Genomic DNA, 23,372 nt, shown 5'->3' with positions numbered 1-23,372 from the left:
TGATTTATATGCTAAACCATTTCTTTTAAAAGTTTTAACGCGTAGCTGATGCTATTGACATTACTCAATGCCAATCGCAATTGTTTTTTGATTTCTTTTAGATTACTGATTTCGGGATGTTGCTGGACAAATGCCAACACTTTTCCAAATTGGTCGGATTCGAAATAAGCTGACTTTGGATTATTGACAAAATAACCTTTAAGCGTATTTTTCTTATAAGATATCTTCTCAAATCCAATCTGTTTTCCAAACCACTGTAAGCGTAAAGTATTAAATAATTCAAAAACTTCATGTGGTATCGGACCAAATCGATCTTCGAGCGATACTGCAAAATCAGTCAATTGATCTTCATTGTCAAGTTTCGATATTTCAGTGTACAGATTATAGCGTTCACTGATATTCGTTACATATTCATCAGGAATCAATACTTCCATATCGGTGTCGATCTGTGTGAATGAAACATATTTATGGTCTTTATCATCAGCAAATACTTCTGAGAATTCATCTTCTTTTAATTCTTGGATCGCTTCATCAAGAATTTTATGATACATTTCAAAACCAATTTCGGCTATAAAACCTGACTGCTCTCCGCCTAATAAATTACCAGACCCACGGATATCCAAATCTCGCATAGCAACATTAAATCCTGCCCCAAGCTCGGAGAATTCTTCAATAGCAGACAGGCGTTTATACGCTTCGGAAGTTAACGTTGATAAAGGTGGACTTAATAGATAACAGAATGATTTTTTATTCGAGCGCCCCACACGTCCACGCATTTGGTGGAGGTCACTCAAACCAAACATGTGCGCATGGTTGATGATGATGGTGTTTGCATTTGGAATATCTAATCCTGCTTCAATGATGGTCGTGGCAACCAAAACATCAAAATCATGATTGATAAATTTCAACATGACATCTTCCAGATCATCACCTTCAAGTTGCCCATGTGCGATGCCGACACGAGCATTGGGCACTAATTTTTGGATCATAGCGCCGAGCTGTTTAAGATCGGCTACACGGTTATGGATGAAGAATACTTGCCCGCCACGTTCGAGTTCAAAGGATACTGCTTCTTGTATCAATGTTTCATTGAACACATGTAATTCTGTTTGTACAGGTTGACGATTGGGCGGCGGTGTATTGATTAAACTTAGATCTCGGGCTCCCATTAGGGAGAAGTGTAAAGTACGGGGTATAGGCGTTGCCGTTAATGTCAAAGAATCTACATTGGCACGCAATAGTTTTAATTTCTCTTTTACCGAAACACCAAATTTTTGTTCTTCATCGATAATCATTAATCCCAAATCTTTGAATTTGACATCTTTACTTACCAATCTGTGGGTGCCGATGATGATATCAATTTTGCCTTCGGCTAATTTGGCTAAGGTTTCTTTAATTTGTTTTGCTGTTTTGAATCTATTGATATAATCGATGGTGCAAGGAAGATCCTTAAGACGTTCGGTAAAAGTCCGGAAATGTTGATGAGCAAGAATCGTGGTGGGTACCAGAACCGCAACTTGCTTGCTGTCTGCAACAGCTTTAAATGCTGCACGGATAGCAATTTCTGTTTTTCCGAAACCAACATCACCACAGACGAGTCGATCCATCGGATGTGGCGACTCCATATCGCGCTTGACATCTGCGGTCGCTTTTTCTTGATCTGGTGTATCTTCATAGATAAAGGAAGCTTCTAGCTCATTTTGAAGATAACTGTCGGGGCTAAAGGCAGTCCCTGTTTGTGCTTTACGCTTTGCATAGAGCATGATCAAGTCGCGGGCGATATCTTTGACTTTCTTTTTTGTTGTTTTCTTAAGTTTATCCCATACATCTGTTCCCAGTTTATTCATTTTCGGAATCGAACCTTCTTTTCCTGAATATTTGGAAATCCGATTTAATGAGTTGATATTGACATATAGCAGGTCATTGTCGGCATAGCTCAACCGAATCATCTCTTGAGATTTTCCGTTGACTTCGACTTTTTCTAGACCGGCATATTTGCCGACACCATGATCAATGTGGGTGATGTAGTCCCCTGGTTTGAGATCGCGTAAATCTTTTAAGGTGATTGCTTGGCTTTTTTCGTAGCCTTTTTTACGTTTATACTTATAATACCGATCAAAAACTTGATGGTCGGTATAACAGGCTAATTTGACATTGTCGTCTCTAAATCCTTCGCGAAATCCTTTATGAATAGGGATGAAAGAAACCATTTTGTCCAGGTCTTCTAAAATTTTATAGATTCTTTCGATCTGTTTCGGGGAATCAGAAAAAATTAAATTTTCAATTTTATTTTTTTCGTTTTCTTTGAAATTATGGATCAGTAGATTGAAATCTTTATTGAACGAGGGCTGCGGATGGATATCAAATTTGATCGTTGTATCGGGCTTATAAAAGAACTGTTTTCCGAACTCTACAATTGGAAAATCAAAGAGCAAGGCATTGAAGTTTTTTTCGTCCGAGAATCCATATGCTGGATTTATCCACTCTGAATTATCTTTCTTCTCTTTCTCAGACAAAGCCTTCCAAAATTCAGTTGCCTTTTTATTCCCATCTTTTATGGTATCCAATGTAAATTGGACATCCTTTACCCAGATCACTGCATCTTTGTCAATATACTCTAATAGGGATATATTTTGTGCCGAAAGAAATTTAGCCTGCACATTTGGAACTATGGTAACTTTATGGATTTTTGCTACCGACAATTGGGATTCAATTTCAAATGTTCTGATACTTTCGATGTCATCTCCAAAGAATTCAATACGATAAGGAAGATCATTGGAAAAGGAGAAGATGTCTACAATTCCACCTCTGATGGCGTATTGCCCGGGTTCGTAAACAAAATCTACGCGATCGAAATCATATTCAAATAGAAATTCATTAATAAAATCGATACTGAGTTTTGATTTTTCAGTTATTTCTAAGGTGTTTTTCTCCAGATCACTTCTGTTAATGACTTTCTCAGCTATTGCTTCGGGATAGGTAACCACCATTTTTGGAAGCTCAGAAGCATGATTTAATACATTTAATGTTTCTGCACGTTGCAGAACGTGTGTCGCATCGAGTTGTGTGAAGTCAAATGGTTTACGGTAAGAAGCCGGAAAAAACAAAACTTGTTTATCCAAGATACTTTCGAGGTCGCTTAAGAAATAGGAGGCATCTTCATGTGTCGGAAGGATAAAAAGATAGGGACGTTCTTGTAAGGTATAACTCGCCACCGCCACAACGGCATCTGATGAACCGATAAGACCTTTTAACTGGACTTTTGGATTTTTAGCTTGTATCGCTTTAGTCAAAGTTTGTGTTAGCTCACTTTGACCGTATTTTTCTATAATTTCTTTAATTCCCACGCGTTCACTAATTTGGAATATTGCGAATTTACTTAAAATGATGGCTTCTTACAAAATTAGCTGCTGCTATATGCTGCGAATCTGAAAAATAAATCAAGTAAACGAGCTCGATGTATCAAATTTTGGCTTCTAGTGCTGTGCTATTTTTGAATCAAATTATGTCATATTCTATAACTTAATGGAGATCTGGGATCGAGCTTTTCTCAATTTGAGGTGATCCCGGATGTTTGATGTTTTGATAGTATGTCGATCCCATCTCGGACTTTGCTGTCTAACTTCTATAAATTTGTATTGACATTTAATACTTTTATATAATCCTTTATTGCTGTATTATTGGCTGTATCAAGAATTTCTTGAAAGTGATCTCTATAATCGAATTGATGATCTTCGTGAATCTTTTCGTATTTAGATACAGCATGTTTTATTCTTCCTGCTAAGTACTTTTGAAGTTTATGGGCCGCAGATTGATAGGATGAACCAAACAGACTGGGGTAACCGAGGATGGCTCTTTCTAAAATATAAATGCGGAATTCTACTTCGCTCAATTTATGCTTTGTAATTTTTTCATGCTCGTTGACCATACCACTTGCCTGTTTGACCAATTTACTAAGTCCAATGAAATTACTCATATTTGGCGTGTTGAATATCTGAGATGCTCCTATATCAAAAAGTTGTTGGAGTTGTTTTCTCAAATTTTCGATGCGGTCTTCCAAGTCAGACTCATCTTCTAACAATTGGAAATGCAGTTGTTTGATTAACATTTTGTCTTTACTGATCAATCGCAGTAACAACTTATCTTTTTCTTTTAATGGAAGGTTGAGGACAGCCTTTTTTAATTCTGGATCTTGATGAATGGACATGATTTAAAGATAGGGGAAAATTTAGGCTAAAAAAAATCAAAACGGGACCTTCCTTTATTATTTTGGATTTTTGATAGGTGCTCTTTTAGAAAGTAGTACTCTTTAAATATCTCTTTAATAGGTGATTGTGGTTAAATTGCATTGTTCCGAATCCAATTGCTGATGAAAGTTGATGGGTTTAAATTTACGATGATTTTATATTTAGAGTCATTATTCAATCAGACTTTAGGATGTCTAAAGATATGGTCTTGTGAAATCGTGATGTGTCATAAAAAAGAGATTTTTTAAGTCTGTTAAAGGGTGTTAAATACTAGAAAATCCGGTCCTATAAAATTTAATTTATGTAATAGTTTTTTCCTAGATTTTGTTTAAAAAAGGTATTGCCATAGGCGAAAAAGCAACGTTATATACTCAAAAAATAATTCATATATATTCGTTCTGTTTTTAACAATTTTTTAATGAAAGTTCCTGATAAACTACATCTAAAAACTACTATATTTGTCGCTAAACATCTACAAGTTTATTAACCTTTTGCTGATTTTGAAACTGTTTAATTTATTCTTCTTTACGGTGATTCTCTTTCAGACAACTTTTGCTGATTCAATCAGAATGGAAGAGTTGTTTTCAAGTAAGAGTAGAATTGAATATTTGATTAAACAAGAGCGAGATTTTGGAAAAGATACGGTTGCTCTCAAGCATTATTTGAATCCGATCTTATCTTATGCTCAAGTGTACAATGACGCTTCCTTACTCATTGTTTATGATTGTATGCTCGCAGATGGGATCGCAAAGGCATATGATGCTCCCAATGATAGAAGCAAAAGTCTCTACCTTTCCGCAATTAAAAGATCAATCCGTAATAAGGATAAAGAGTTAGAGTTTTGGATGAAAGTGAACTATGGTTTTTATCTTTATGATTTCCGAGATATTACTGCGGCGTTTCCTATTTTCTTAGAAGCGCGCAATTTTTTACCACAAGTTTCTTTAAATAAATCTCCAAATCCCGAGATTTCAATACGAAATATGGCTTATTTTTTCGGTACTATTGGCGATGCTGAAGCGAGTATGATATACTTGAATCTTGCTCGCAAACATGCACATCCAAAGTCAAATGCGATGAGTAGTATTCTTGATGGATTGGGCATGGCTTATTTGAAGCAAGCGGATACGGTGACAGCATTTCGTTATTTTAAAGAGGTGGAGGCACTATCTAAGGAGACGGGCGATTATGTCCGGCTAGGTAAAGCACTAGGTAACCAGGCGGTCATTTACTGGGGGCGAGGTGACTTGAAGAAGGCTGTTGATTTATTATTGGAGGATATTGTTTATTCGGAGCGGTATGGGAGCAAGCAAAATACCATGTATGCTTATATATTGCTAGCAAAGGTATATATTGATGAAGGGAAATTGACAGAAGCGGAAAATGCCATTAATCGTGCTGCTATGTATGCTTCTACAAAAGTATATCTGAAAAGGTCAGAGAAAGAAATTACAGAGGTACGTTTGGCTATTGCAGTGAAGCGACATGATGATCATCGTGAATTGTTGGCAAGACGGAGATTGATTCAGCTCAACGATAGTTTACAGTTATGGAATAGTGATGAGAAATTACAACAGTTAAAGTGGCTTGCTGATAAGCAAAAGTATATCCATCGGATCGAATTGAGTCGCGAGCAATTTGAAAAAGAATTATTTAAAAAAAGGGCATACAGTATCGTTATTGCTCTGCTGTTGGCTTTATCCATCAGCCTTTATTTTTTGTTTACTAGAAAACTTAAAGTACGAAGAGTGATCTATGAAAGACATGTATTGGGCTTGCAAATGGAAAAGTATCTTTCGGATCAGAAATTAATGGAGGCCAATAATAACTTATCTTCCTTTACCGTTTACCTCAGAGAAAAGAATGAATATATTGCTAATCTAAAGGAGGAGATCGAACGGGTGAATCAAACCTCTTTTTCTGCCATTGAGCATGAAAGGGGTCAGCTACAGGCGTTATTGGAATCGCATTTAATGACTGAGGATAAGTGGAACTTATTTAAGGAAGCTTTTATTAAAGAATACCCGCATTTTTATAATGATCTGTTAAGGCAATATCCTGAACTGACGGAGTCAAATTTAAGATTTATTTTTTTAGGCAAACTGGGTTTAAAAAATACGGAGATTTCGAATATATTGGGTGTAACAGAAGATGCCGTCAAAAAGGCTAAACAAAGATTGAAAAAGAAAATCGGGGAAGAACGATATACGATGCTGTCTACAAATTTGAAATTATAATTTGCGATTTTTTCACGACAACTAAAGGTCTGTTTCTTAGGGCTAGATGCTTACTTTAATCTATTGAATAAATAAGAGCTAACTTTCATGTTAGCTCTTATTTATTCGATTAAACGATCGGGTTTTCCTTGAGGTATTTTTCCCATTTCCAAGCACTGTCCATCATCTCAAAAATGCCTAACTGGGCTGTCCAATGTAATTCATTGGTTGATTTGGTGGCATCACCATATACTTTTACGATATCTCCTTCACGGCGCGGACCAACTTCGTAGTTTAGTTTTTGTCCTGAAGCTTCTTCAAAAGCTTTTATTGCTTCTAACACGGAATATCCTTTACCTGTTCCCACGTTAAAAACGTCATATTTTCCTTTTGGATTACCTTTTTCTAATAATTTAATTGCAGCAACGTGTGCTTTCGCCAAGTCAACAACGTGAATAAAGTCGCGTACACAGAAACCATCTTTAGTATCAAAGTCATTTCCAAATACGGTTAATTTTTCACGCTTACCGATGGCGGTTTGCGTAATGAAAGGAAGTAGGTTTTGTGGAACTCCTAGGGGCAATTCTCCAATTAATGCAGATTCGTGTGCTCCAACTGGATTGAAGTAGCGTAACGCAATAATATTAAAATTGTCATAGGCATGGGCCGTTTCTTCCAAAATTTCTTCTGCAATTTGTTTGGTATTGCCGTAGGGTGAGGCTGCTTTTTTGATTGGAGCTGCTTCATCAACAGGAAGGTAATCGGGTTCACCATATACTGTACAACTTGAAGAAAATACAAAGTTGACTGTTTTTTGACGGTATGCCTCTAATATGTTGATCAGAGAAAAGAAGTTATTGCGGTAATATTTTAAAGGATTTTGAACAGATTCTCCAACAGCTTTTGATGCCGCAAAGTGGATAATACCGCTGATGTCTGTATTATTCTTAACAAATTCTAAGACTTTTGCCTCATCACATAGGTCAAATTGGTGAAATTCAGGTTTTACGCCGATTATTTTTTCAATTTGATCTAACATTTTGATGCTAGAATTAGATAAGTTGTCAATGATAACCGGTGTATATCCTGCGTTATGCAATTCAACAACTGTATGCGAACCAATATATCCTGTTCCGCCTGTTACAAGTATTTTGCTCATTGTTTATAATTATAATATGTAAAGTCTTTATGTTCTTAATTTTTGATTGGCAAAGATTGATGGTCGATAATCCTGTCTAATACAATCACGCAGGGTGAAAGTCAAGAGATCTTGCAGCTCCGGTATTAAAATTGGGTTGCGTATCTTATTTTCCACTTATTTTCAACAATTAGAAAAGGGTTTAATATCTTTGACGAATATAAGTATTATTTTACGAACATGCGTCTTCTTTATTCTTTAGGAATCCATCTTTATGGGCTTTTATTACGCTTAATAGCGCCTTTTCATCCCAAGGCTAAGCTTTGGGTAGATGGTCGTAAGGATTGGTATGCGCGCATAAATCAAACGGTTGAAACGGGTCAAAATCACATCTGGTTTCACTTTGCCTCCCTAGGGGAATTTGAACAGGGGCGGGCCGTTTTGGAAGGTATAAAAAAAGATTATCCATTAAAAAAAATTGTGATTACTTTTTATTCTCCCTCAGGTTATGAGGTTAGAAAGAATACCAATTTAGCCGATTATGTTTTTTATCTCCCTGAGGATACAGCAAAAAATGCCAAGCAGTTTATAGATCTCATTCATCCAGAATTTGTGGTTTTTACAAAATATGAATATTGGCATTATTATTTTTCTGAACTGAAAAATAGAGATATTCCGCTATTCATGATTTCTGCCATATTCAGACCGAATCAAATGTTCTTTCAACCTTATGGTGGTTTTTTTAGAGAAATCCTCCTGTCGGTCACTTATTTTTTCATGCAAAATGAAGAAAGTGTCCATCTATTAAAAGAGCATGGATTTCGAAATGTTGGGCTTACGGGTGATACGAGATTTGATCGTGTGGTGGAATTGCCCAAGCAGCAGAAAAGTGTGATGGAGGTCGGTCAATTTGTTGGTGAATCTCCTGTTTTGGTGGCAGGAAGTACATGGCTGGAGGATGAAAAGCTTTTAAAGGACCTCATGCTGCAGTTTCCTGACTGGAAATTGATCTTAGCTCCGCATGAAATCCATGAAGCGCATATCGACGCTATTTTATTATTATTTCCCGATGCACTTAGATTCTCAAATTTTGCGCAGCATACTTGTCAAAAAGTCGTGGATGCGCGCGTGTTGATCATTGATAATATAGGTATGCTCTCTTCTTTGTATGGCTATGGAAGTATCAGCTATATTGGTGGCGGATTTGGTGTGGGGATTCATAATACATTGGAAGCGGCGACGTATGGTATACCGGTTATATTTGGCCCAAAATATCATAAGTTTCAGGAAGCTAAGGATTTGATCGAGCAGGGAGCTGGTTTTTCTATTCAAGATGCTGATAAACTCCATTTGATCTTTACTTGTTTACAGGATCAGACTAAGCGCGACTACGCTGGTCAACAGGCAAAATGTTATGTTCAACAGCATGCTGGTGCGACGGCAATTATTCTGAAATATTTGAGAACCAAAAAGTTGCTTATATGAGGGGGCTGAAAATTTTCGTTACGCTCATTTTGTCTTGCTGCTTTTTATTTTCTAAAGGGCAAGATAAATTGTACTATATGATGACTGCGGACAGTAGTCTTGTAGGGGTGCGCAATGAAAAGGGGACAATTATTATTCCTCCAATCCACCATGTATATCATGATTTTGATTTAAATGTACCGATCGATGATCCCTTTATCGAATTTATCGGGGTTCTTGGAGATGAAGAAGATGCAGATAATCCAGCTTTTGCGGTTTCGACGGTATATGACAGAAAAGGCAATATATTGTATTACCCTCAGTTTTTTGATAATGGATCTGACTATTGGTCTGAAGGTCTGAGACGTTATGTGGAGAAGGGGAAAATTGGTTTTGTCAATTTTTTAGGGGATAAGATTTCTCCTGCAGATTGGGGTTTTGCACTGCCGTTTAATTACGGTTACGCTACTGTATATGCCGGTAAGATGAAAAAACAATATGATGCCGGTGGTGAACATTGGTTTGTAGTACCTGCTGAGGACGGTGTAAATGAATCCCTCATCAATAAGCATGGTGTACGGGTAGAGCCGTTACAGATACGACAGGACCCTAAAGACTATTTTTATAATGGCGCGTACTATCCCAATCCGTTTCAATATAATAACGACGAATTGCTGATTTTAAAGAAGTTGGACCAATTTGAAAAAGCAATTACATTTTTGTTTAAACTTAGTTCTTCTCAATATGAATATAAGCCTTTGCAGCTGGAAATAGTTGAAAAACCAAATCGATATTTTCCTTATTACGTGATAGGTGCATATGAGGAACAACGTCGATTGGATGATTACGATATTCTTTTTGATGAAAAATCGGATGATTTTTATATCAGCCAATGGGATTCTAGAAGGGAGCTTGTTCCGTTGAATGAAGGTTTGATTTCAAGTATTGGAGAAAATCTACAGCGCAGAAAGGACGATATCAAGCTAGAGACCCGAAAATTAGCAGAACAGGAGCTGTTGAAGTTACAAACCAATGGCAAGTAACTGCTCATAATATTGTTATTCATATTGATAATTTTCATCAATAATAAATAGCTCAGACATAATGTGATCGGCCATTAGTTTGCCCGTGTCGCTAAGGGTAAGCCGGTTGTCCACTTGAGTTAATTGCTTATTATAAATGAATGCTTCGGAGTTTATCAATAGTTGTTTTTTGACCTCTGCTCCAAATTTGTCTTCCACTAAGGCAAGATTGATACCCCACATGGTGCGCAGTGAGGTCATGGTGTATTCGTTAATGCGATCAAGTAAAGATAATTGTTCAGTTTCTAACGGTAGCTTATCTTGTGCCATATCATGGATGTATTTGGCATTGTTCGCGATATTCCATGAGCGTGATGTACCATTGAATGAATGTGCAGATGGACCAATACCTAAGTAATGTTTTCCTTTCCAGTAGTTGGTATTATGCTTGGCATACATACCATCTTTAGCAAAATTGGATATTTCATATTGCTCAAATCCTGCTGTTTTCAGCTGGTCGATCAGCATCAGCATTTGATCGGCAGCTTGATCACTATCTATGGCCGGCGCTTTTCCTGTTTTGATCATATGATCAAGTGCTGTTTTCTTTTCTACGGTCATCGAGTAGGATGAGATGTGCGGAATCTGAAAATCCAATAGCTTCTGCATGTTGGTTTTCCACTTTTCGTCGGTTAATAATGGAAATCCATAGATCAGATCGCAGGTGATGTTTTCAAATCCGGCATCTTGTACGCGCATAATACAAGATTCGGCTTCTTTTTGGTTATGCGCTCTGTTCATCCATCTTAGATCTTCTTCAAAAAAAGATTGAATACCGATGCTAAAGCGGTTAATTTCTGTTTGACGGAGTTTTGCTACTTTTTCCCGGTTGAGATCGTCCGGGTTGGCTTCTAAGGTAATCTCTACTTGCGAGTCGATCTCAAAATGTTTTGACACTTTGTCGATCAGCCTAGCGATATCTTCGGGTTCTAATATAGAGGGGGTACCACCACCAAAATAAATGGACTGGATGTTTTTATCTTCCAGATAATCGGCTCTAAGTTCGACTTCCTTGTATAGCATGTTGAGCATTTCATCTTTGTATTTCAGTGAGGTGCTAAAATGAAAGTCGCAGTAATGACAGGCTTGCTTACAGAATGGAATGTGAAAGTAGATCATGGGTCTGTTTTATTTGAAGGCAAAGGTAAAGGAAAATCCAGAGTTAAATGGATTTATTCTGTTTCTTTGCTGTACTGCTGTAGATTTTTACTGATTCTCTTTTTTATTCGGTCGCGTAGATTTCTTGGGGCAATGACTTCTATATTTTCTCCAAATCCCAAAATTTCTCTTTCCAGCTCAAAGTTTAAGACGACATCAAGACGAATCATGATACTGCCGTTATCATGTTTGTTGATGATCTGCTGAGAGCTATGTAATGGCTTGGTCTCTACATAGGGGGCATTGAAGCTGTCAATTTTTAAGATTACTTTTTGTCCACGGTCTTTTTGACTTTTTGTAACCCCAATGGTGTCGGCAAAGTAGCGATCGAAATCGATGCCTTCGTAAGGTATAAAGCCATGTTTTGCCATTTCATCAATATCAACTATACGGTCTAGAGCAAGCGTAATTAAGAGATTTCCTTTCTTAGGTTTGCAGATTAAGAACCACCGATTGCGGTATTCTTTTAGCAAATATGGGTAGTATACGTCTTGTATAGGAGCGAGTGACTTAAAGGATTTGTAGGTGATGAGTAAAGGGATTTCTTCGAGTATAGCGTGATGAAGTATGCTGATCCAGTTTAAACCCTTTAAGAGTTTGTTACTTTCCATTTGTACGACAGGCTTTTGAGCTCCTTCCGATTGAATGAGGCTATTTTCTAAACGTAAGATCATATCACTCATTTCGTCAAAATAAGAGAAACCATTGAGATGCTTGAGTAAGTCTACGGCTTCTTTCATCTTCTTCATATCTAAGGAGGTGATGGGTGAATTGCTGATGCTGTATGTAGGATCACTATAGCTGTAAAATTTTCGATCTGTAACAATAATCGGGGCATTGTATCCTAACTTATTACTCCGCATGACTTGTATATCTCCTTGAATCGTTCTTTTGCTGATGCCATTATGGATACCCTCCAGCTCATAAAGGGCATTGGAGACTTTTTCTATAAGATCTTCTAAGGTCCATTTGCGATGACGTTGACATAAGCAGTTGTCAATGGTTTTGTAGCGAATTAATGCAAGTTTATTGGTGGACATGCTGTTTTTGATATTATGGTATGAAGTTAAAGATACAGAATTCAAATTTTCTGCGCAATGTATTTGCGTATAAAGTGTTTTTGATCTGGTTTATTTAATTTTTATTAAATTAATGTAATTGATTATCAGTTTGGTATGTTGCTTTTGATTGATTTTTTTAAATTCTTTTTTACTGCGCAGACAGATTGCGTGGTGGGGCTTGCATATTTGTAATGTCGATCAAGACAAATAGTTCTTTGAATAAATAAGCGATTAGCTTTTTAAGATATATACCTGAAAGGGTATATGGCGTAGTGCATGATTTAAGAGTCCTGGTCTCCTGTTTCTGTATAGCAGGGTAGTATTGCTTCAGTTGAAAGTAATATGCTGACTTTAAGAAAATCACTATTGTCAAATGTTGCGGTCGTAGGTTCGAATCCTACCTCCGTCCTGGACGGAGTAACTCAGGAGGTAGAGTACAGCAAAATGGTGGGTTCGAGTCCCACGCACATCTCAAAAGTGTGTCCATCGGTTGGAGGAACGAAAGTTCCATGTTCAAGTTTAGACTTTCTTTAAAAAAGTCTCCACTTCGTAAGCGCTTCGTCTCTCGTTTGGTCTTTTCTTTTTATTAAAGATGAGACAATTGAATGGGGCCTTTGTAGTATAAAGTAGGTGCTAAAAGCAACGATAGGGTTGAGGATATTGCAATCCTTAAATGAATACACGAATGGGGTGTATATTCTTTAAGGATGAGGTGTCATCATTTTATTTTTCTTTTAGGCCCCTTTTATATTCCGGTCATATTCAATAGACAGGAATCGAAGCGTTTATAAATAATAGGATCATCTTTTTGATCGCGGAAAAATGTATTTAGAACAATAGTATATTCTGATCAAGCGCAGTGTTTTGTACTGGGTATGGAAGAGTAGAATAAAAAATTAAAATAAGATGAAAAGAGTAACTATAGATATCAATCAATTGGGATTAGTTGTTAAAAACAATCGGTATACCCGCGTATTGCCTGCTGGAAAATACTGGATAGGTTTTGGTGAAAAACTAGAATTATATGATTTGTCGAAGCCTTTTCCAGTAAGCTTGGATGTTGATGTATTGATGCAGCTTACCGGTTTTTCGGACCATGTAGCATTGGTGGAAGTTGCCGATCATGAGATCTGTCTAGTTTTTGTCAATAACAACTATAAGCAGGTACTAGCAGCAGGCAGACATTTTTTCTGGAAGGGTTTATTAACTTATCATTTCCAAAAGGAGGATATCACGGATATAGAAATAGGTGAGGGAGTGCACAAACAATTGTTGGAGAAGCAGACGCTGGCTTACTATATACGACAGTTTAAGTTAGAGCCTTCGGAGAGAGGGCTGCTATTTCTTGATGGAGTTTTTTCAAAGATATTGAATGCGGGTACCTACTACTGGTGGAAAAATGCGACATCAATCAGTATTTCAAAAGTGGATACAAGATTGACGACTATGGATATTGCTGGTCAAGAAATCTTGACTAAAGATAAGGCGCAGATTAGGATTAATTTTTCGATACAGTACCAAGTTGTGGATGTGCTGAAAGCAATGCTTGAAAATAAAGATTTTGAGAAGCAGTTGTATATGTTGATGCAATTAGCGTTGCGTTCTTACATAGGTCGAATGACTTTGGATGAGCTGATGGATAATAAGTCGGCCATCAATGCACATGTGCTGGAGGATACTGCCTCGCAGATTGAATTACTGGGGGTAAAGGTGTTTCATGCCGGTGTTAAAGACATCATCTTGCCAGGAGATATCCGGGAGATTATGAATCAGGTGCTGGTCGCGGAGAAAAAAGCTCAGGCAAATATCATCACGCGGCGTGAAGAAACGGCTTCTACAAGAAGCTTGTTGAATACGGCTAAATTGATGGAGGATAATGCGATGTTGTTTAAATTGAAAGAGATGGAATATGTGGAGAAGATAGCTGAAAAAATAAACAATATATCGGTTTCCGGTAATGGTCAGATCGTGGACCAGCTGAAGCAGTTGTTCGTGAAATAATACATCTACCGCTTTACCTTAAAACTGAATTGGTAGATAGACATAAAGAGGCGCAAGGGATAGCGATAAAGAGGTGCTGTTCCTTGCTTAAGGAAAAATAATAACCGATGTAAAGATAGATCAAATCTGTAAGATGCGGTTTAAACGGAACATCATTGATGAATAGTATCATGGAAAATAAAAGAATAAATGGCAATGATTTAATTGCTTTGGGATATGAAGAGAATTTTGCTTTAGGGGAAGCGTTAAAAATTAATAAAAAGAGATTGGGGTTTACCCGAGAGGAGATGTTGTTGAAGTTTGCGGAAGTACTGGCTGCTCCAGAAATGTATATGGAGGATGAAGTATTTAAACCGCTTGCGCAAGCTCTTTTAAATGTTGATGAAGTGGCTAAAGCTACAATCTCTTTAAAAGAGGGGAAGCAAGACTACAGCATCTATGGTGAGTCTCAGATTGAAGAAGGTGCCTTGCGCCAAATGGATCTGGCGATGAAACTTCCTGTTGCAGTGGCGGGGGCATTAATGCCGGATGCGCACCAAGGATATGGTTTGCCAATCGGTGGGGTATTGGCGACTCATCATGCGGTCATTCCTTATGGTGTGGGTGTTGATATCGGTTGTCGAATGGCACTGTCTATTTTTGATGTCCCTGAAGAGCATCTGTATGCGCATCATGATTTTTATAAGAAGGTAATTATGGATCATACCAAATTTGGTGCTGGACATGGTTACTTGAAACATGAACGTGCCGATCATGCTGTGCTAGCGAGTAAGGCTTTTGAAACGAATGATTTTATTCGCCAATTAAAGGATAAGGCTTGGACACAATTAGGTTCTTCTGGTGGAGGAAATCACTTTGTTGAATTTGGGGTGATGGAGTTTAAGGAGGCAGATGCGGAGCTTGGTATGGAGAAAGGACGATATGTTGCTTTATTGACTCATTCGGGATCTAGGGGATTGGGCGCAACTATTGCGGATCATTATACTAAACTGGCTAAAAAGCTTTGTCCTTTGCCTTACGAGGCTCAAAATTTGGCTTATATGGGACTTGATACAGCGGAAGGTCAAGAATATTGGTTAGCGATGAACCTTGCGGGTGACTATGCTTCGGCTTGTCATGAAGTCATTCACGAGAAAATCAGTAAGGCTTTAGGTGCTGAACGATTGGCGATGGTTGAAAATCATCATAATTTTGCATGGAAAGAGTTGTGGAAAGGGGAGGAGGTCATCGTACATCGTAAAGGTGCAACTCCTGCAGGTAAAGGGGTGCTGGGTATCATTCCTGGATCGATGGCAACTCCTGGTTTCTTAGTCCGAGGAAAAGGTAAGGAAGAGGCTATTCAATCGGCTTCACATGGCGCGGGTCGATTGATGAGCCGCACGAAAGCTATAAAAACGATAGCACGTAAAGATTTGAAATCCATGTTGTCAGATCATCGTATCACATTGATCGGTGCTGGACTGGATGAGGCCCCAATGGCTTATAAAAATATTCACGAGGTGATGGCTGCGCAAGAAGATCTGGTGGATATTATCGCTAGTTTCTCACCCAAAATTGTGCGTATGGCTGATGATGGAAGCCGCGAGGATTGATGTTAAAGCAAAGAGGCTGGTTTATTGACCAGCCTCTTGTTGTTATGTTATTTCTTTTCCCAGGTATTATCGCTGGATTCGACATCGGCTAAGCGTAATGATGGATCTATAATCGCTTTTGCCGGTTTTTTTGTTAGATTGATCTGATAGGATGGTTGTGTCCAGTTCCAGTCTTCCAATGTTGTTCTTTTAATACCTTCGTAAATTTTGAAGTTTTCTGCTGGTTTTTCGCCTCTCATTTCACGTAGTGGGATATAGAAAAGTTCTTTTGTGCCATCTTCATAGGTTACTAATAAATCAATAGGCATTGCAAAGTCGGATTTGTTCTGTAAGGTAATTTCTTTATCGCTAACTGTTTTGATGGCATAGTCAATCTTACGAGTAGTGTTGATAAAGAGGTTGAAGTACCATTTTAGATTGATTCCTGATATATTTTCAGCAATTCTTTTAAAATCATTTGGCGTTGGATGTTTAAATTTCCATTGTTTATAAAATTCTAAGAATGTCTTGTCCAGATTGTCTTTTCCAATGATATAGCCCAATTGTACGGCTAGTACCTGTCCTTTATTGTAAGCTTCATTACTGTAGGCATAGTTGGTATTGTAGTAATCGGCAAGCAGGCTGGCAGGTTCTTCTTTTCCCGACAGGGCTAGTTTGTAGTACGCACGATAAGCATCTATGGAAGGGTTAGCTTCAATGGCTCCTCGTTTTTCAAATAAGTTTTGCATCGCAAGTTCTTCTACATAAGAAGTGAACCCTTCATCAAACCACTCGTCTACGGTCTCATTGATGCCGAATAAGTGTTGATACCAAGAGTGGGCGGCTTCGTGGAAAATAACACCTACTAGGCTTTTTAAATTGCGACCTCCAGTGACCAATGTTGCCGTACCGTATTCCATGCCACCATCACCTCCTTGGATAATGGTATAAGTGGGCCATGGATAGGCTCCAAATGTTTTGGCATTGAAATCGAAAAATTCTGTTGCTAGTCCTAAAGCTGTTTTCCAGTTTGTTTTAACGGAGTCACTTTCTGGAATATATACCGTGTATACATGAATGCCCTGTTTGCTGCTGGCTGAGTCAACGACAAATTTGGGGTCTGCAGCCCAAACAAAATCATGGATATTTTTAGCAATATAATGCCATTGGACTTTATTATCTTTTGCTCTGATTTTTGGTTTTGCTGCATATCCTTTTACTTCTGTTGGATTTTGCAATACGCCGGATGCACCTAGGATATAATTTTTATTGATATTAACGGTGACGTCAAAGTTGCCAAATGGAGCTATAAATTCGCGACCGATATATTCATCAAGGTGCCATCCGAATTCATCAAAATGTGCCATTTTTGGATACCATTGTGCCATCGAAAGTGCGACTCCTTCTTTCGAATTGCGACCAGATCTTCTAATTTGCTCTGGTACCTGTGCCTCCCAAGTCATATCAAAGGTGGCCGTTTCGCCATCTTCGATTTCATTAGGTAAGGTAACTTCTAAAATAGTACCATCGACTTTGTAACTGGTATTGTTACCGTTTATTGTTAATGACTTTATCTTTTGATAACCAATTTGTTTTGGGGTCAGGGTTGCAATTCGACTCTGGTATTTTGGTTTTTCCTTTGTGCCGATATTGGTGGCCATTCTTTTATCTGGATCTGCGATGTTGGAAAGTCTATTGTCCATCATCGAACCCGGCTGAAAGGCATTGAAATACAAATGGAAATACACTTTTTTGAGTGATTGTCCTGAATTATTGCTGTATTTCAGTTGCATGTTTCCGTCATATTGATATGTTTTTTCGTTGACATCAATATTCATTTTATAATCTACGGCCTGTTGCCAATAGCCTTTTCGTTGCGCTGTTGTTGTTTGGATCAGGAATAGTCCTAAGATTAATGTATAAAGGTATTTCAAATTCATGGTTCAAACATACAAAATTCATTAGGAATATGGGGAAGGGAGGTGCAGCCTGTTTTGTAATATTTGTTTGATATAAGGTTGTTTTTATTTATTCCAATTGTTATTTTAGGTCTAGATCTAATTAAACTTGTATGGAAGAAACTTATTATAAATCTTCGGGGAAGGCTCCAATCGGAGGTGTACTGTTTGCTATTATTGCGGGAGTGTGTGCATCTGTTATTTTAGCCATCGTATATATTGCTTTGCAGTGGTTTATACCAATTGTATATTTTAACTTTTTGATCACATTTGGTTTAGCTTATGGCTTATTTTACGTCTTGGACGTTTTGTTAAAAATCGGAAAAGTTAGAAATAGGGGTATTGCACTACTATTTACTTTCATCTGCACTTTGGTTGCGTATTATGCCCAATGGTGCTTATTTGTCTCCTTAATGTTTAATGCTGAAGGTACAATGGGAGGGGACATGTGGTTGAAGTCTTCTTTTAATCTGGATGGTTTTTTATATTTCCTATTTCACCCAATGGATACATTTAGTGGAATTCAAGAATTAAATGCTGTTGGTACTTTTTCTCTTAAGAAAAGTGTGGTGAGTGGTTGGCCTTTATGGATCTTGTGGGGTATTGAGGCTGCGACTATTATTGTCTACCCTATTGTCTTAGCTTGGTCGGGTAAAACAACTGAACCTTTTTCTGAAAGGGGTAATGAATGGATGCAAAAAAGGGAAATTGAGAAACAGATCGCGTATATATCAGATAAGCAGGCACTGGAGCAGAATTTAGGAAAAAAGGATTTTACAGATCTACAGACCTATCTGGAGGCTGATGAATTGGGTGATGAGTTTGCAACAGTCACGATTTATGAATCTGATGCTGATAATTATCAATATATTTCAGTTGTTAATCATCGACTGGAAACCAATAAAAAGGGAGATATTGTCGATAAGAAAACGGATGTACTGCGGTATTTTAAAATTCCGGAGCGTAGTCTTTAAAATAGAAAAGCGGATTAATCCGCTTTTCTATTTTATTAGGGTACCATTTTTCTCGACCCATTCTTTCATCCCTGGACTATAATTTTTGATATTTTTGATCCCGGCTCTGTCAAGTAGTGACATGGCTATGGTCGCACGGTCACCGGACTGACAATGTAGATACAGTTGTTTACTTGGATCTATCTGATCTAAATTTTCCAGCAGTGTTCCAACAAAGACATGGGTTGCATGGGGAAGGTGCCCTGCCTGATATTCACTTTCATTTCGAACATCTAAAATTTGTGCATTGGGATTGTTTAATGCTGTATTCATCTCATTGAAATCAATAATTTCCTGCTGATCAAGTTTGATACCAACTGTTTGCAAGGATTGAGGTGTGATATAGCCAATGGCTTGATCGAGACCTATACGCATCAATTTGCGGGTGACATCTTCTAATTGATCTTTTGCTACAATAAGAATAAATGGTTTATGATAATCTAAAATCCAGCCTGCCCAATTGCTGAAAGCTTTATTATTCTGGATATTGATGCTATTGGGTATGAATCCTTGTGCAAATTCTTGTTTGTTGCGGGTATCAATGATGGTTACATCATTTTTATGATGCAATATCAATTCTGTTGCGTCTAGTTCTTTGTAAGTAGGTACTGATGTTAGCAATGGTCGCTTGATTTTGTTAAGCTTTTTCATCATCGCAAAATATTTTGGAGGCTCTGGTTGTCCACTTAGAAGCTCCTTCGTAAATGCTTTTTCATCATTTCCATATTTTAAAGCCCAGTTTCTTATCTTTTCATATCCAACAGTTGAACTTGGAACTGCCCCTAGGGCTTTTCCACAGGCAGATCCTGCGCCATGTGCTGGCCATACTTGTACATAGTCTGGAAGCTGGTTAAAGATTTTTAATGATTCAAACATTTGATGTGCTCCGATTTCTTTTGTTCCGATCAGTCCGGCAGCATTTTCTAATAAATCTGGACGTCCAATATCACCTACAAATACAAAATCTCCTGTAAACAACATGACGGGCGCGTCTGTCGCAGGTGTGTCTGTTAATAGGAAACTGATACTTTCAGGGGTATGACCTGGTGTATGTAAAACTTTAAATATCAGATTTCCAATTTTTATTTCATCCTGATGTTTTAAGCCCACGTGATCAAAATCATACTGCCAATCTGCTCCCCCTTCGTCAGAAAGATAGAGTTTTGCGCCTGTTAAAGCGGCTAATTCTAATGAGCCGGATAGATAATCGGCATGAATATGGGTTTCTGCAATATGCGTTATCTTTAAGTTGTTTTTTTCGGCTATAGCTAAGTACGTGTCTACATCTCTTTTAGGATCGATCACAATTGCTACTCCTTTTGCTTGACAGCCGATGAGATAACTTGCATGTGCTAATGAAGATTCGAAAATGTGTTGAAAAAACATAATTTATTCCTTTATAAATTTATAAATTGATTGATTTCTATACTGGCTATGATTAAACCTATTGCTCCAAGAAAATATCCAAATCCTACTTTTAATTTTTCGGATTTTAATTTTGTTTTTAATTGGATTCCAATCATCAATCCTATTAGTGTGATTCCTGTAAAGATAATTAATATTGTCCAATTGATTTGATTCAGCTGTTTGAAATTGCTCAACAGACCAAAGGCTGTATTGATGGCTATAATAAATAGAGAGGCTGCGGTGGCTTGTTTAATGGTATTGCCGAACAAAAGTATAAGAGCTGGAACAATGATAAAACCTCCACCTGCACCTACTAATCCTGTTAATATACCAATCAAAAAACCAATGGATATCATCAACGCGGTGTTATTTCTGGAGGTTTTAATTTGATGTCGATCATCGCGTTTTTTGATCATCGCTAATGCTGATGCAATCATGATGATCGCGAACAGGGTCATGATGATCTGATCTTTATGAATCATCATCTCATAAATTTGAAAATGATCAGGAATACGAGGAAGGATGTATTGCTTGGTCATGTAAACAGATATGAATGATGGTAGAATAAAAAATAAACTCATTTTGAGATCGATCTCTTTTTTTTGTAAGTGAGAAATTGATCCAATGATCGATATTGTACTAATCGTAAATAAAGAATAGTCTAATGCTTGTGCTGGTGCCAGATGAAATAGATAGACAAATATAGGTAGTGTTAATATACTGCCACCACTTCCCATAATACCCATTGAGAGGCCTACTGCAATTGCTAAAATATATCCAAAAATAAGTGATAACTCCATGATTAATTGTTTGTTTATCAAAGGTAACGTCTTAAAAAAGGATGAAAGGTAACATAGGTTACCTTCGATATTTTAAGCATTGAAATGACAATTAAATTAGATTGATGTTATTTCTATTTAAAAGGATTTTTCCTTGGTTTTCTAGTGATTTTAAAATTCGGGATACGACTACACGAGATGTATTGAGGTCATTGGCAATGACCTGATGGGTGATCTCTATCTTTTGTGATTTGCTAATGGATGCCTTTTCTTTCAAATAGTTCATGATGCGAACATCCATCTGTGAGAAGGCAATATTATCGACTGTAGTTAACAGCTCATTGAGTCGATCGGAATAGCTTTCTAGAATGAAATTGCGCCAAGTTTTATAGGTTCCCATCCAGCTATCGAGGTACTGATTGGGAATCATCGCGACGGTGGTATCGACATCGGCAATGGCGCGGATTTCGCTTTTTTTTGAGCCTACACAGCAGGCTATAGATAGGGCACAGGTATCGCCTTTCTCTAAAAAATATAACAACAGTTCGCCCTCCTTTTTATCTTCTCGAATGATTTTAATGACTCCATCTAAGAGGAGGGGCATAAATTTAATGTATTGACCAATGTCAATAATGATTTCTCCTGCCTTGAACTGTTTAATGACAGAGACTTGTTCAATCTCTGCAATCAATTCTTTTTCAAAACTTCCTAAAAATGCTTGCTGAACTGTTATCATATGCTGATATTAATGTGGTAACTTATGACGGATTAGGCCGTAAAGCCATGTTCCGATCAGAGCAAAGATAAGCACAATCCCTAATGTCCAATATCCAGCACCTAGGAGCGAAAACATAGGCCCGGGACAAGCTCCTGTCAAAGCCCAACCTAATCCAAAGATGGTACCTCCAAGTAGGTAGCGTGTAATGCTTTTCTTTTTATCGATAAATTGGATTGGAAGGTCATTATTATCTTTTATGTTCTTCCTTTTTATGACTTGAACAATGAGGATGGCAGTTGTTAATGCAGTTCCTATAATTCCATACATGTGAAAGGATCTAAACTGGAACATTTCATATATGCGGTACCATGATGCTGCCTCCGACTTGTATAGGATGATGCCAAATAATATTCCGATTAATATAAATTTTAACTGTTTCATAGCTATGTTTAAAAGATGAGAGGGAAAATAAAATGAATCATGATGATCCCGCCGATAAAGAATCCGATCACAGCAATTAATGAGGGTAATTGGAAATTACTAAGTCCAGATATGGCATGTCCCGAAGAGCATCCTCCAGCATATCGTGTTCCAAATCCGATCAATAATCCGCCAATACTCAGCAATAAGAATTGGAAAAGAGTACCATCAAATAGAAAGAGACTGTCGGGCATATAGCCCTGAAGTTTGTCAATAATACCTAATGCTTGTAGGTCTGCTATGCTATCTTGGTTTATAGCAGGTGGAGCGCCATCACTGAGATAGAAGCGTGCTATAAAGCCGCCTATTATAGTGCCTAATACAACTAATAAATTCCAAATTTGTGCTTTCCAGTCAAATCTGAAAAATGAACTTGTTTTGCCTGCTCCGGCAATTGAACACATCGTTCTCAAGTTATTGGACATGCCAAAATCTTTACCTTGCTTGAGCAATAGGAACATGATAAGCGCAATTAAAGGACCTGATATATACCAGGGCCAGGGTTTTTGAATTATTTCCAGCATAATGATCTATCTAATGTGATACAAAGTAAAGCAACAAAAAAGAGAAATAGTGTAACTCAGGTTACACTATTTCTCTTTTTTAATTGGTGACTACATATCGTAATATTCTATTTCATTGTCTTTTAGCGTTTGGCAGAAACTTTTGAGATCATCTTCAGATTCAAACAGCTTGTTGCGCCAGGCTCTAATATGACTGCCTGATTTTAATTTTATAATGATCAAATTGCCTCCTGATCTTCTTAGATTGCGCACATAGTCAATGTTGTCCAATGCGATCGTTTGACTGGAACTGCTGTTTTCCATTATTAATTCACCATTATAAATGGTCCAAATGGAATGTTGTTTGGAGCATTTTACAGCGATGAAAAGGACCAGGGGCAGTGAAAATAAAGAGCCCATTATTTTCACGACTTCTGATAATGGGAGTCTTGATACGATGTAAACAAGCATCAACACAAACAGCATCATGAGCAACATATATCTTCCTCGATGTAATGTTGCGATTTTAAAGCTCAATTTTTCCATGTTGTGATTTTGCTACAAATAAACAGAAAC

19 protein-coding genes are annotated in these 23,372 nt (G+C 37.6%); 7 read left to right on the top strand and 12 right to left on the bottom strand.

Annotation, left to right across the window (positions count from 1 at the left end; genetic code table 11):
• Positions 1-11: 11 nt before the first annotated feature.
• Positions 12-3,347, bottom strand: coding sequence for a transcription-repair coupling factor (gene mfd / locus B3P23_RS17895; protein WP_293928511.1), 3,336 nt, complete (start codon positions 3,345-3,347; stop codon positions 12-14).
• A 278-nt stretch (positions 3,348-3,625) separates the two neighbouring features.
• Positions 3,626-4,207 (bottom strand): hypothetical protein, encoded by a 582-nt coding sequence (locus B3P23_RS17890; RefSeq protein ID WP_293928509.1) that lies wholly within the window; start codon positions 4,205-4,207, stop codon positions 3,626-3,628.
• 609 nt (positions 4,208-4,816) lie between these two features.
• Between B3P23_RS17890 and B3P23_RS17885 the strand changes: the two genes are divergently transcribed.
• The gene (locus tag B3P23_RS17885) at positions 4,817-6,484 is read left to right on the top strand and encodes a tetratricopeptide repeat protein (RefSeq protein WP_052627466.1); all 1,668 of its coding nucleotides are present in this window, start codon (positions 4,817-4,819) and stop codon (positions 6,482-6,484) included.
• 109 nt (positions 6,485-6,593) lie between these two features.
• Here the strand turns inward: B3P23_RS17885 and galE are convergent, their stop codons facing one another.
• On the bottom strand, positions 6,594-7,622 hold the full coding sequence (gene galE, locus B3P23_RS17880; RefSeq protein ID WP_045752453.1) for a UDP-glucose 4-epimerase GalE: 1,029 nt from the start codon (positions 7,620-7,622) through the stop codon (positions 6,594-6,596).
• A gap of 219 nt (positions 7,623-7,841) precedes the next feature.
• Here galE and B3P23_RS17875 point away from each other — a divergent pair, with 219 nt between their 5' ends.
• A complete protein-coding gene (locus tag B3P23_RS17875) occupies positions 7,842-9,086 on the top strand; it encodes a 3-deoxy-D-manno-octulosonic acid transferase (RefSeq protein ID WP_293928504.1) in 1,245 nt (414 codons plus the stop codon).
• Between the two features lie 77 nt (positions 9,087-9,163).
• Positions 9,164-10,108 carry a hypothetical protein gene (locus B3P23_RS17870; RefSeq protein ID WP_293928502.1) on the top strand — a complete coding sequence of 315 codons (945 nt, stop codon included), beginning with the start codon at positions 9,164-9,166 and terminating at the stop codon, positions 10,106-10,108.
• A gap of 15 nt (positions 10,109-10,123) precedes the next feature.
• Here the strand turns inward: B3P23_RS17870 and hemW are convergent, their stop codons facing one another.
• Positions 10,124-11,266, bottom strand: a complete 1,143-nt coding sequence (gene hemW / locus B3P23_RS17865) for a radical SAM family heme chaperone HemW (protein WP_293928500.1) — start codon at positions 11,264-11,266, stop codon at positions 10,124-10,126.
• Positions 11,267-11,319: 53 nt separating this feature from the next.
• Positions 11,320-12,345, bottom strand: a complete 1,026-nt coding sequence (locus tag B3P23_RS17860) for a helix-turn-helix transcriptional regulator (protein ID WP_045752450.1) — start codon at positions 12,343-12,345, stop codon at positions 11,320-11,322.
• 363 nt (positions 12,346-12,708) lie between these two features.
• Here B3P23_RS17860 and B3P23_RS17855 point away from each other — a divergent pair, with 363 nt between their 5' ends.
• From B3P23_RS17855 to B3P23_RS17845, 3 genes are all read left to right on the top strand, one after another.
• Positions 12,709-12,900, top strand: a complete 192-nt coding sequence (locus B3P23_RS17855; RefSeq protein WP_293928498.1) for a hypothetical protein — start codon at positions 12,709-12,711, stop codon at positions 12,898-12,900.
• Between the two features lie 372 nt (positions 12,901-13,272).
• Positions 13,273-14,367, top strand: a complete 1,095-nt coding sequence (locus B3P23_RS17850; RefSeq protein ID WP_293928496.1) for a slipin family protein — start codon at positions 13,273-13,275, stop codon at positions 14,365-14,367.
• A 170-nt stretch (positions 14,368-14,537) separates the two neighbouring features.
• Positions 14,538-15,959: an RtcB family protein gene (locus B3P23_RS17845; protein WP_260947519.1), complete on the top strand. Its 1,422-nt coding sequence runs from the start codon at positions 14,538-14,540 to the stop codon at positions 15,957-15,959.
• 47 nt (positions 15,960-16,006) lie between these two features.
• On the opposite strand, the gene B3P23_RS17840 is transcribed toward B3P23_RS17845, so the two are convergent.
• Entirely contained in the window at positions 16,007-17,878 is a 1,872-nt protein-coding gene (locus tag B3P23_RS17840) for a M1 family metallopeptidase (RefSeq protein ID WP_094771468.1), read from the bottom strand.
• Positions 17,879-18,009: 131 nt separating this feature from the next.
• Here B3P23_RS17840 and B3P23_RS17835 point away from each other — a divergent pair, with 131 nt between their 5' ends.
• Entirely contained in the window at positions 18,010-18,870 is an 861-nt protein-coding gene (locus B3P23_RS17835) for a hypothetical protein (RefSeq protein ID WP_293928491.1), read from the top strand.
• Positions 18,871-18,897: 27 nt separating this feature from the next.
• Here B3P23_RS17835 and B3P23_RS17830 read toward each other — a convergent pair whose 3' ends face one another.
• The 6 genes from B3P23_RS17830 to B3P23_RS17805 form a co-directional block, all read right to left on the bottom strand.
• Positions 18,898-20,295 (bottom strand): MBL fold metallo-hydrolase, encoded by a 1,398-nt coding sequence (locus tag B3P23_RS17830; protein WP_293928489.1) that lies wholly within the window; start codon positions 20,293-20,295, stop codon positions 18,898-18,900.
• Between the two features lie 11 nt (positions 20,296-20,306).
• Positions 20,307-21,116, bottom strand: coding sequence for a sulfite exporter TauE/SafE family protein (locus B3P23_RS17825; protein ID WP_293928487.1), 810 nt, complete (start codon positions 21,114-21,116; stop codon positions 20,307-20,309).
• Positions 21,117-21,207: 91 nt separating this feature from the next.
• Positions 21,208-21,831 (bottom strand): Crp/Fnr family transcriptional regulator, encoded by a 624-nt coding sequence (locus tag B3P23_RS17820; protein WP_293928485.1) that lies wholly within the window; start codon positions 21,829-21,831, stop codon positions 21,208-21,210.
• A gap of 9 nt (positions 21,832-21,840) precedes the next feature.
• Positions 21,841-22,254 carry a DUF6691 family protein gene (locus B3P23_RS17815; RefSeq protein ID WP_045752443.1) on the bottom strand — a complete coding sequence of 138 codons (414 nt, stop codon included), beginning with the start codon at positions 22,252-22,254 and terminating at the stop codon, positions 21,841-21,843.
• 8 nt (positions 22,255-22,262) lie between these two features.
• The gene (locus B3P23_RS17810) at positions 22,263-22,817 is read right to left on the bottom strand and encodes a YeeE/YedE family protein (RefSeq protein WP_293928483.1); all 555 of its coding nucleotides are present in this window, start codon (positions 22,815-22,817) and stop codon (positions 22,263-22,265) included.
• 90 nt (positions 22,818-22,907) lie between these two features.
• Positions 22,908-23,342, bottom strand: coding sequence for a hypothetical protein (locus tag B3P23_RS17805; protein ID WP_094771465.1), 435 nt, complete (start codon positions 23,340-23,342; stop codon positions 22,908-22,910).
• Positions 23,343-23,372 lie beyond the last annotated feature (30 nt).

This window comes from Sphingobacterium sp. UBA6320, from assembly GCF_002440335.1.
Classification (GTDB): domain Bacteria; phylum Bacteroidota; class Bacteroidia; order Sphingobacteriales; family Sphingobacteriaceae; genus Sphingobacterium.
The sequence above is the reverse complement of the archived record's forward strand: the minus strand, read 5'-3'. Positions and strand labels throughout refer to the sequence as shown.

Bases quoted from the DNA above. Each gene is read 5' to 3' on its own strand.
- B3P23_RS17890 (WP_293928509.1), bottom strand. From the start codon at position 4,207: ATGTCCATTCATCAAGATCCAGAATTAAAAAAGGCTGTCCTCAACCTT.
- B3P23_RS17885 (WP_052627466.1), top strand. From the start codon at position 4,817: ATGGAAGAGTTGTTTTCAAGTAAGAGTAGAATTGAATATTTGATTAAA.
- galE (WP_045752453.1), bottom strand. From the start codon at position 7,622: ATGAGCAAAATACTTGTAACAGGCGGAACAGGATATATTGGTTCGCAT.
- B3P23_RS17875 (WP_293928504.1), top strand. From the start codon at position 7,842: ATGCGTCTTCTTTATTCTTTAGGAATCCATCTTTATGGGCTTTTATTA.
- B3P23_RS17870 (WP_293928502.1), top strand. From the start codon at position 9,164: ATGATGACTGCGGACAGTAGTCTTGTAGGGGTGCGCAATGAAAAGGGG.
- hemW (WP_293928500.1), bottom strand. From the start codon at position 11,266: ATGATCTACTTTCACATTCCATTCTGTAAGCAAGCCTGTCATTACTGC.
- B3P23_RS17860 (WP_045752450.1), bottom strand. From the start codon at position 12,345: ATGTCCACCAATAAACTTGCATTAATTCGCTACAAAACCATTGACAAC.
- B3P23_RS17855 (WP_293928498.1), top strand. From the start codon at position 12,709: ATGCTGACTTTAAGAAAATCACTATTGTCAAATGTTGCGGTCGTAGGT.
- B3P23_RS17850 (WP_293928496.1), top strand. From the start codon at position 13,273: ATGAAAAGAGTAACTATAGATATCAATCAATTGGGATTAGTTGTTAAA.
- B3P23_RS17845 (WP_260947519.1), top strand. From the start codon at position 14,538: ATGGAAAATAAAAGAATAAATGGCAATGATTTAATTGCTTTGGGATAT.
- B3P23_RS17840 (WP_094771468.1), bottom strand. From the start codon at position 17,878: ATGAATTTGAAATACCTTTATACATTAATCTTAGGACTATTCCTGATC.
- B3P23_RS17835 (WP_293928491.1), top strand. From the start codon at position 18,010: ATGGAAGAAACTTATTATAAATCTTCGGGGAAGGCTCCAATCGGAGGT.
- B3P23_RS17830 (WP_293928489.1), bottom strand. From the start codon at position 20,295: ATGTTTTTTCAACACATTTTCGAATCTTCATTAGCACATGCAAGTTAT.
- B3P23_RS17825 (WP_293928487.1), bottom strand. From the start codon at position 21,116: ATGGAGTTATCACTTATTTTTGGATATATTTTAGCAATTGCAGTAGGC.
- B3P23_RS17820 (WP_293928485.1), bottom strand. From the start codon at position 21,831: ATGATAACAGTTCAGCAAGCATTTTTAGGAAGTTTTGAAAAAGAATTG.
- B3P23_RS17815 (WP_045752443.1), bottom strand. From the start codon at position 22,254: ATGAAACAGTTAAAATTTATATTAATCGGAATATTATTTGGCATCATC.
- B3P23_RS17810 (WP_293928483.1), bottom strand. From the start codon at position 22,817: ATGCTGGAAATAATTCAAAAACCCTGGCCCTGGTATATATCAGGTCCT.
- B3P23_RS17805 (WP_094771465.1), bottom strand. From the start codon at position 23,342: ATGGAAAAATTGAGCTTTAAAATCGCAACATTACATCGAGGAAGATAT.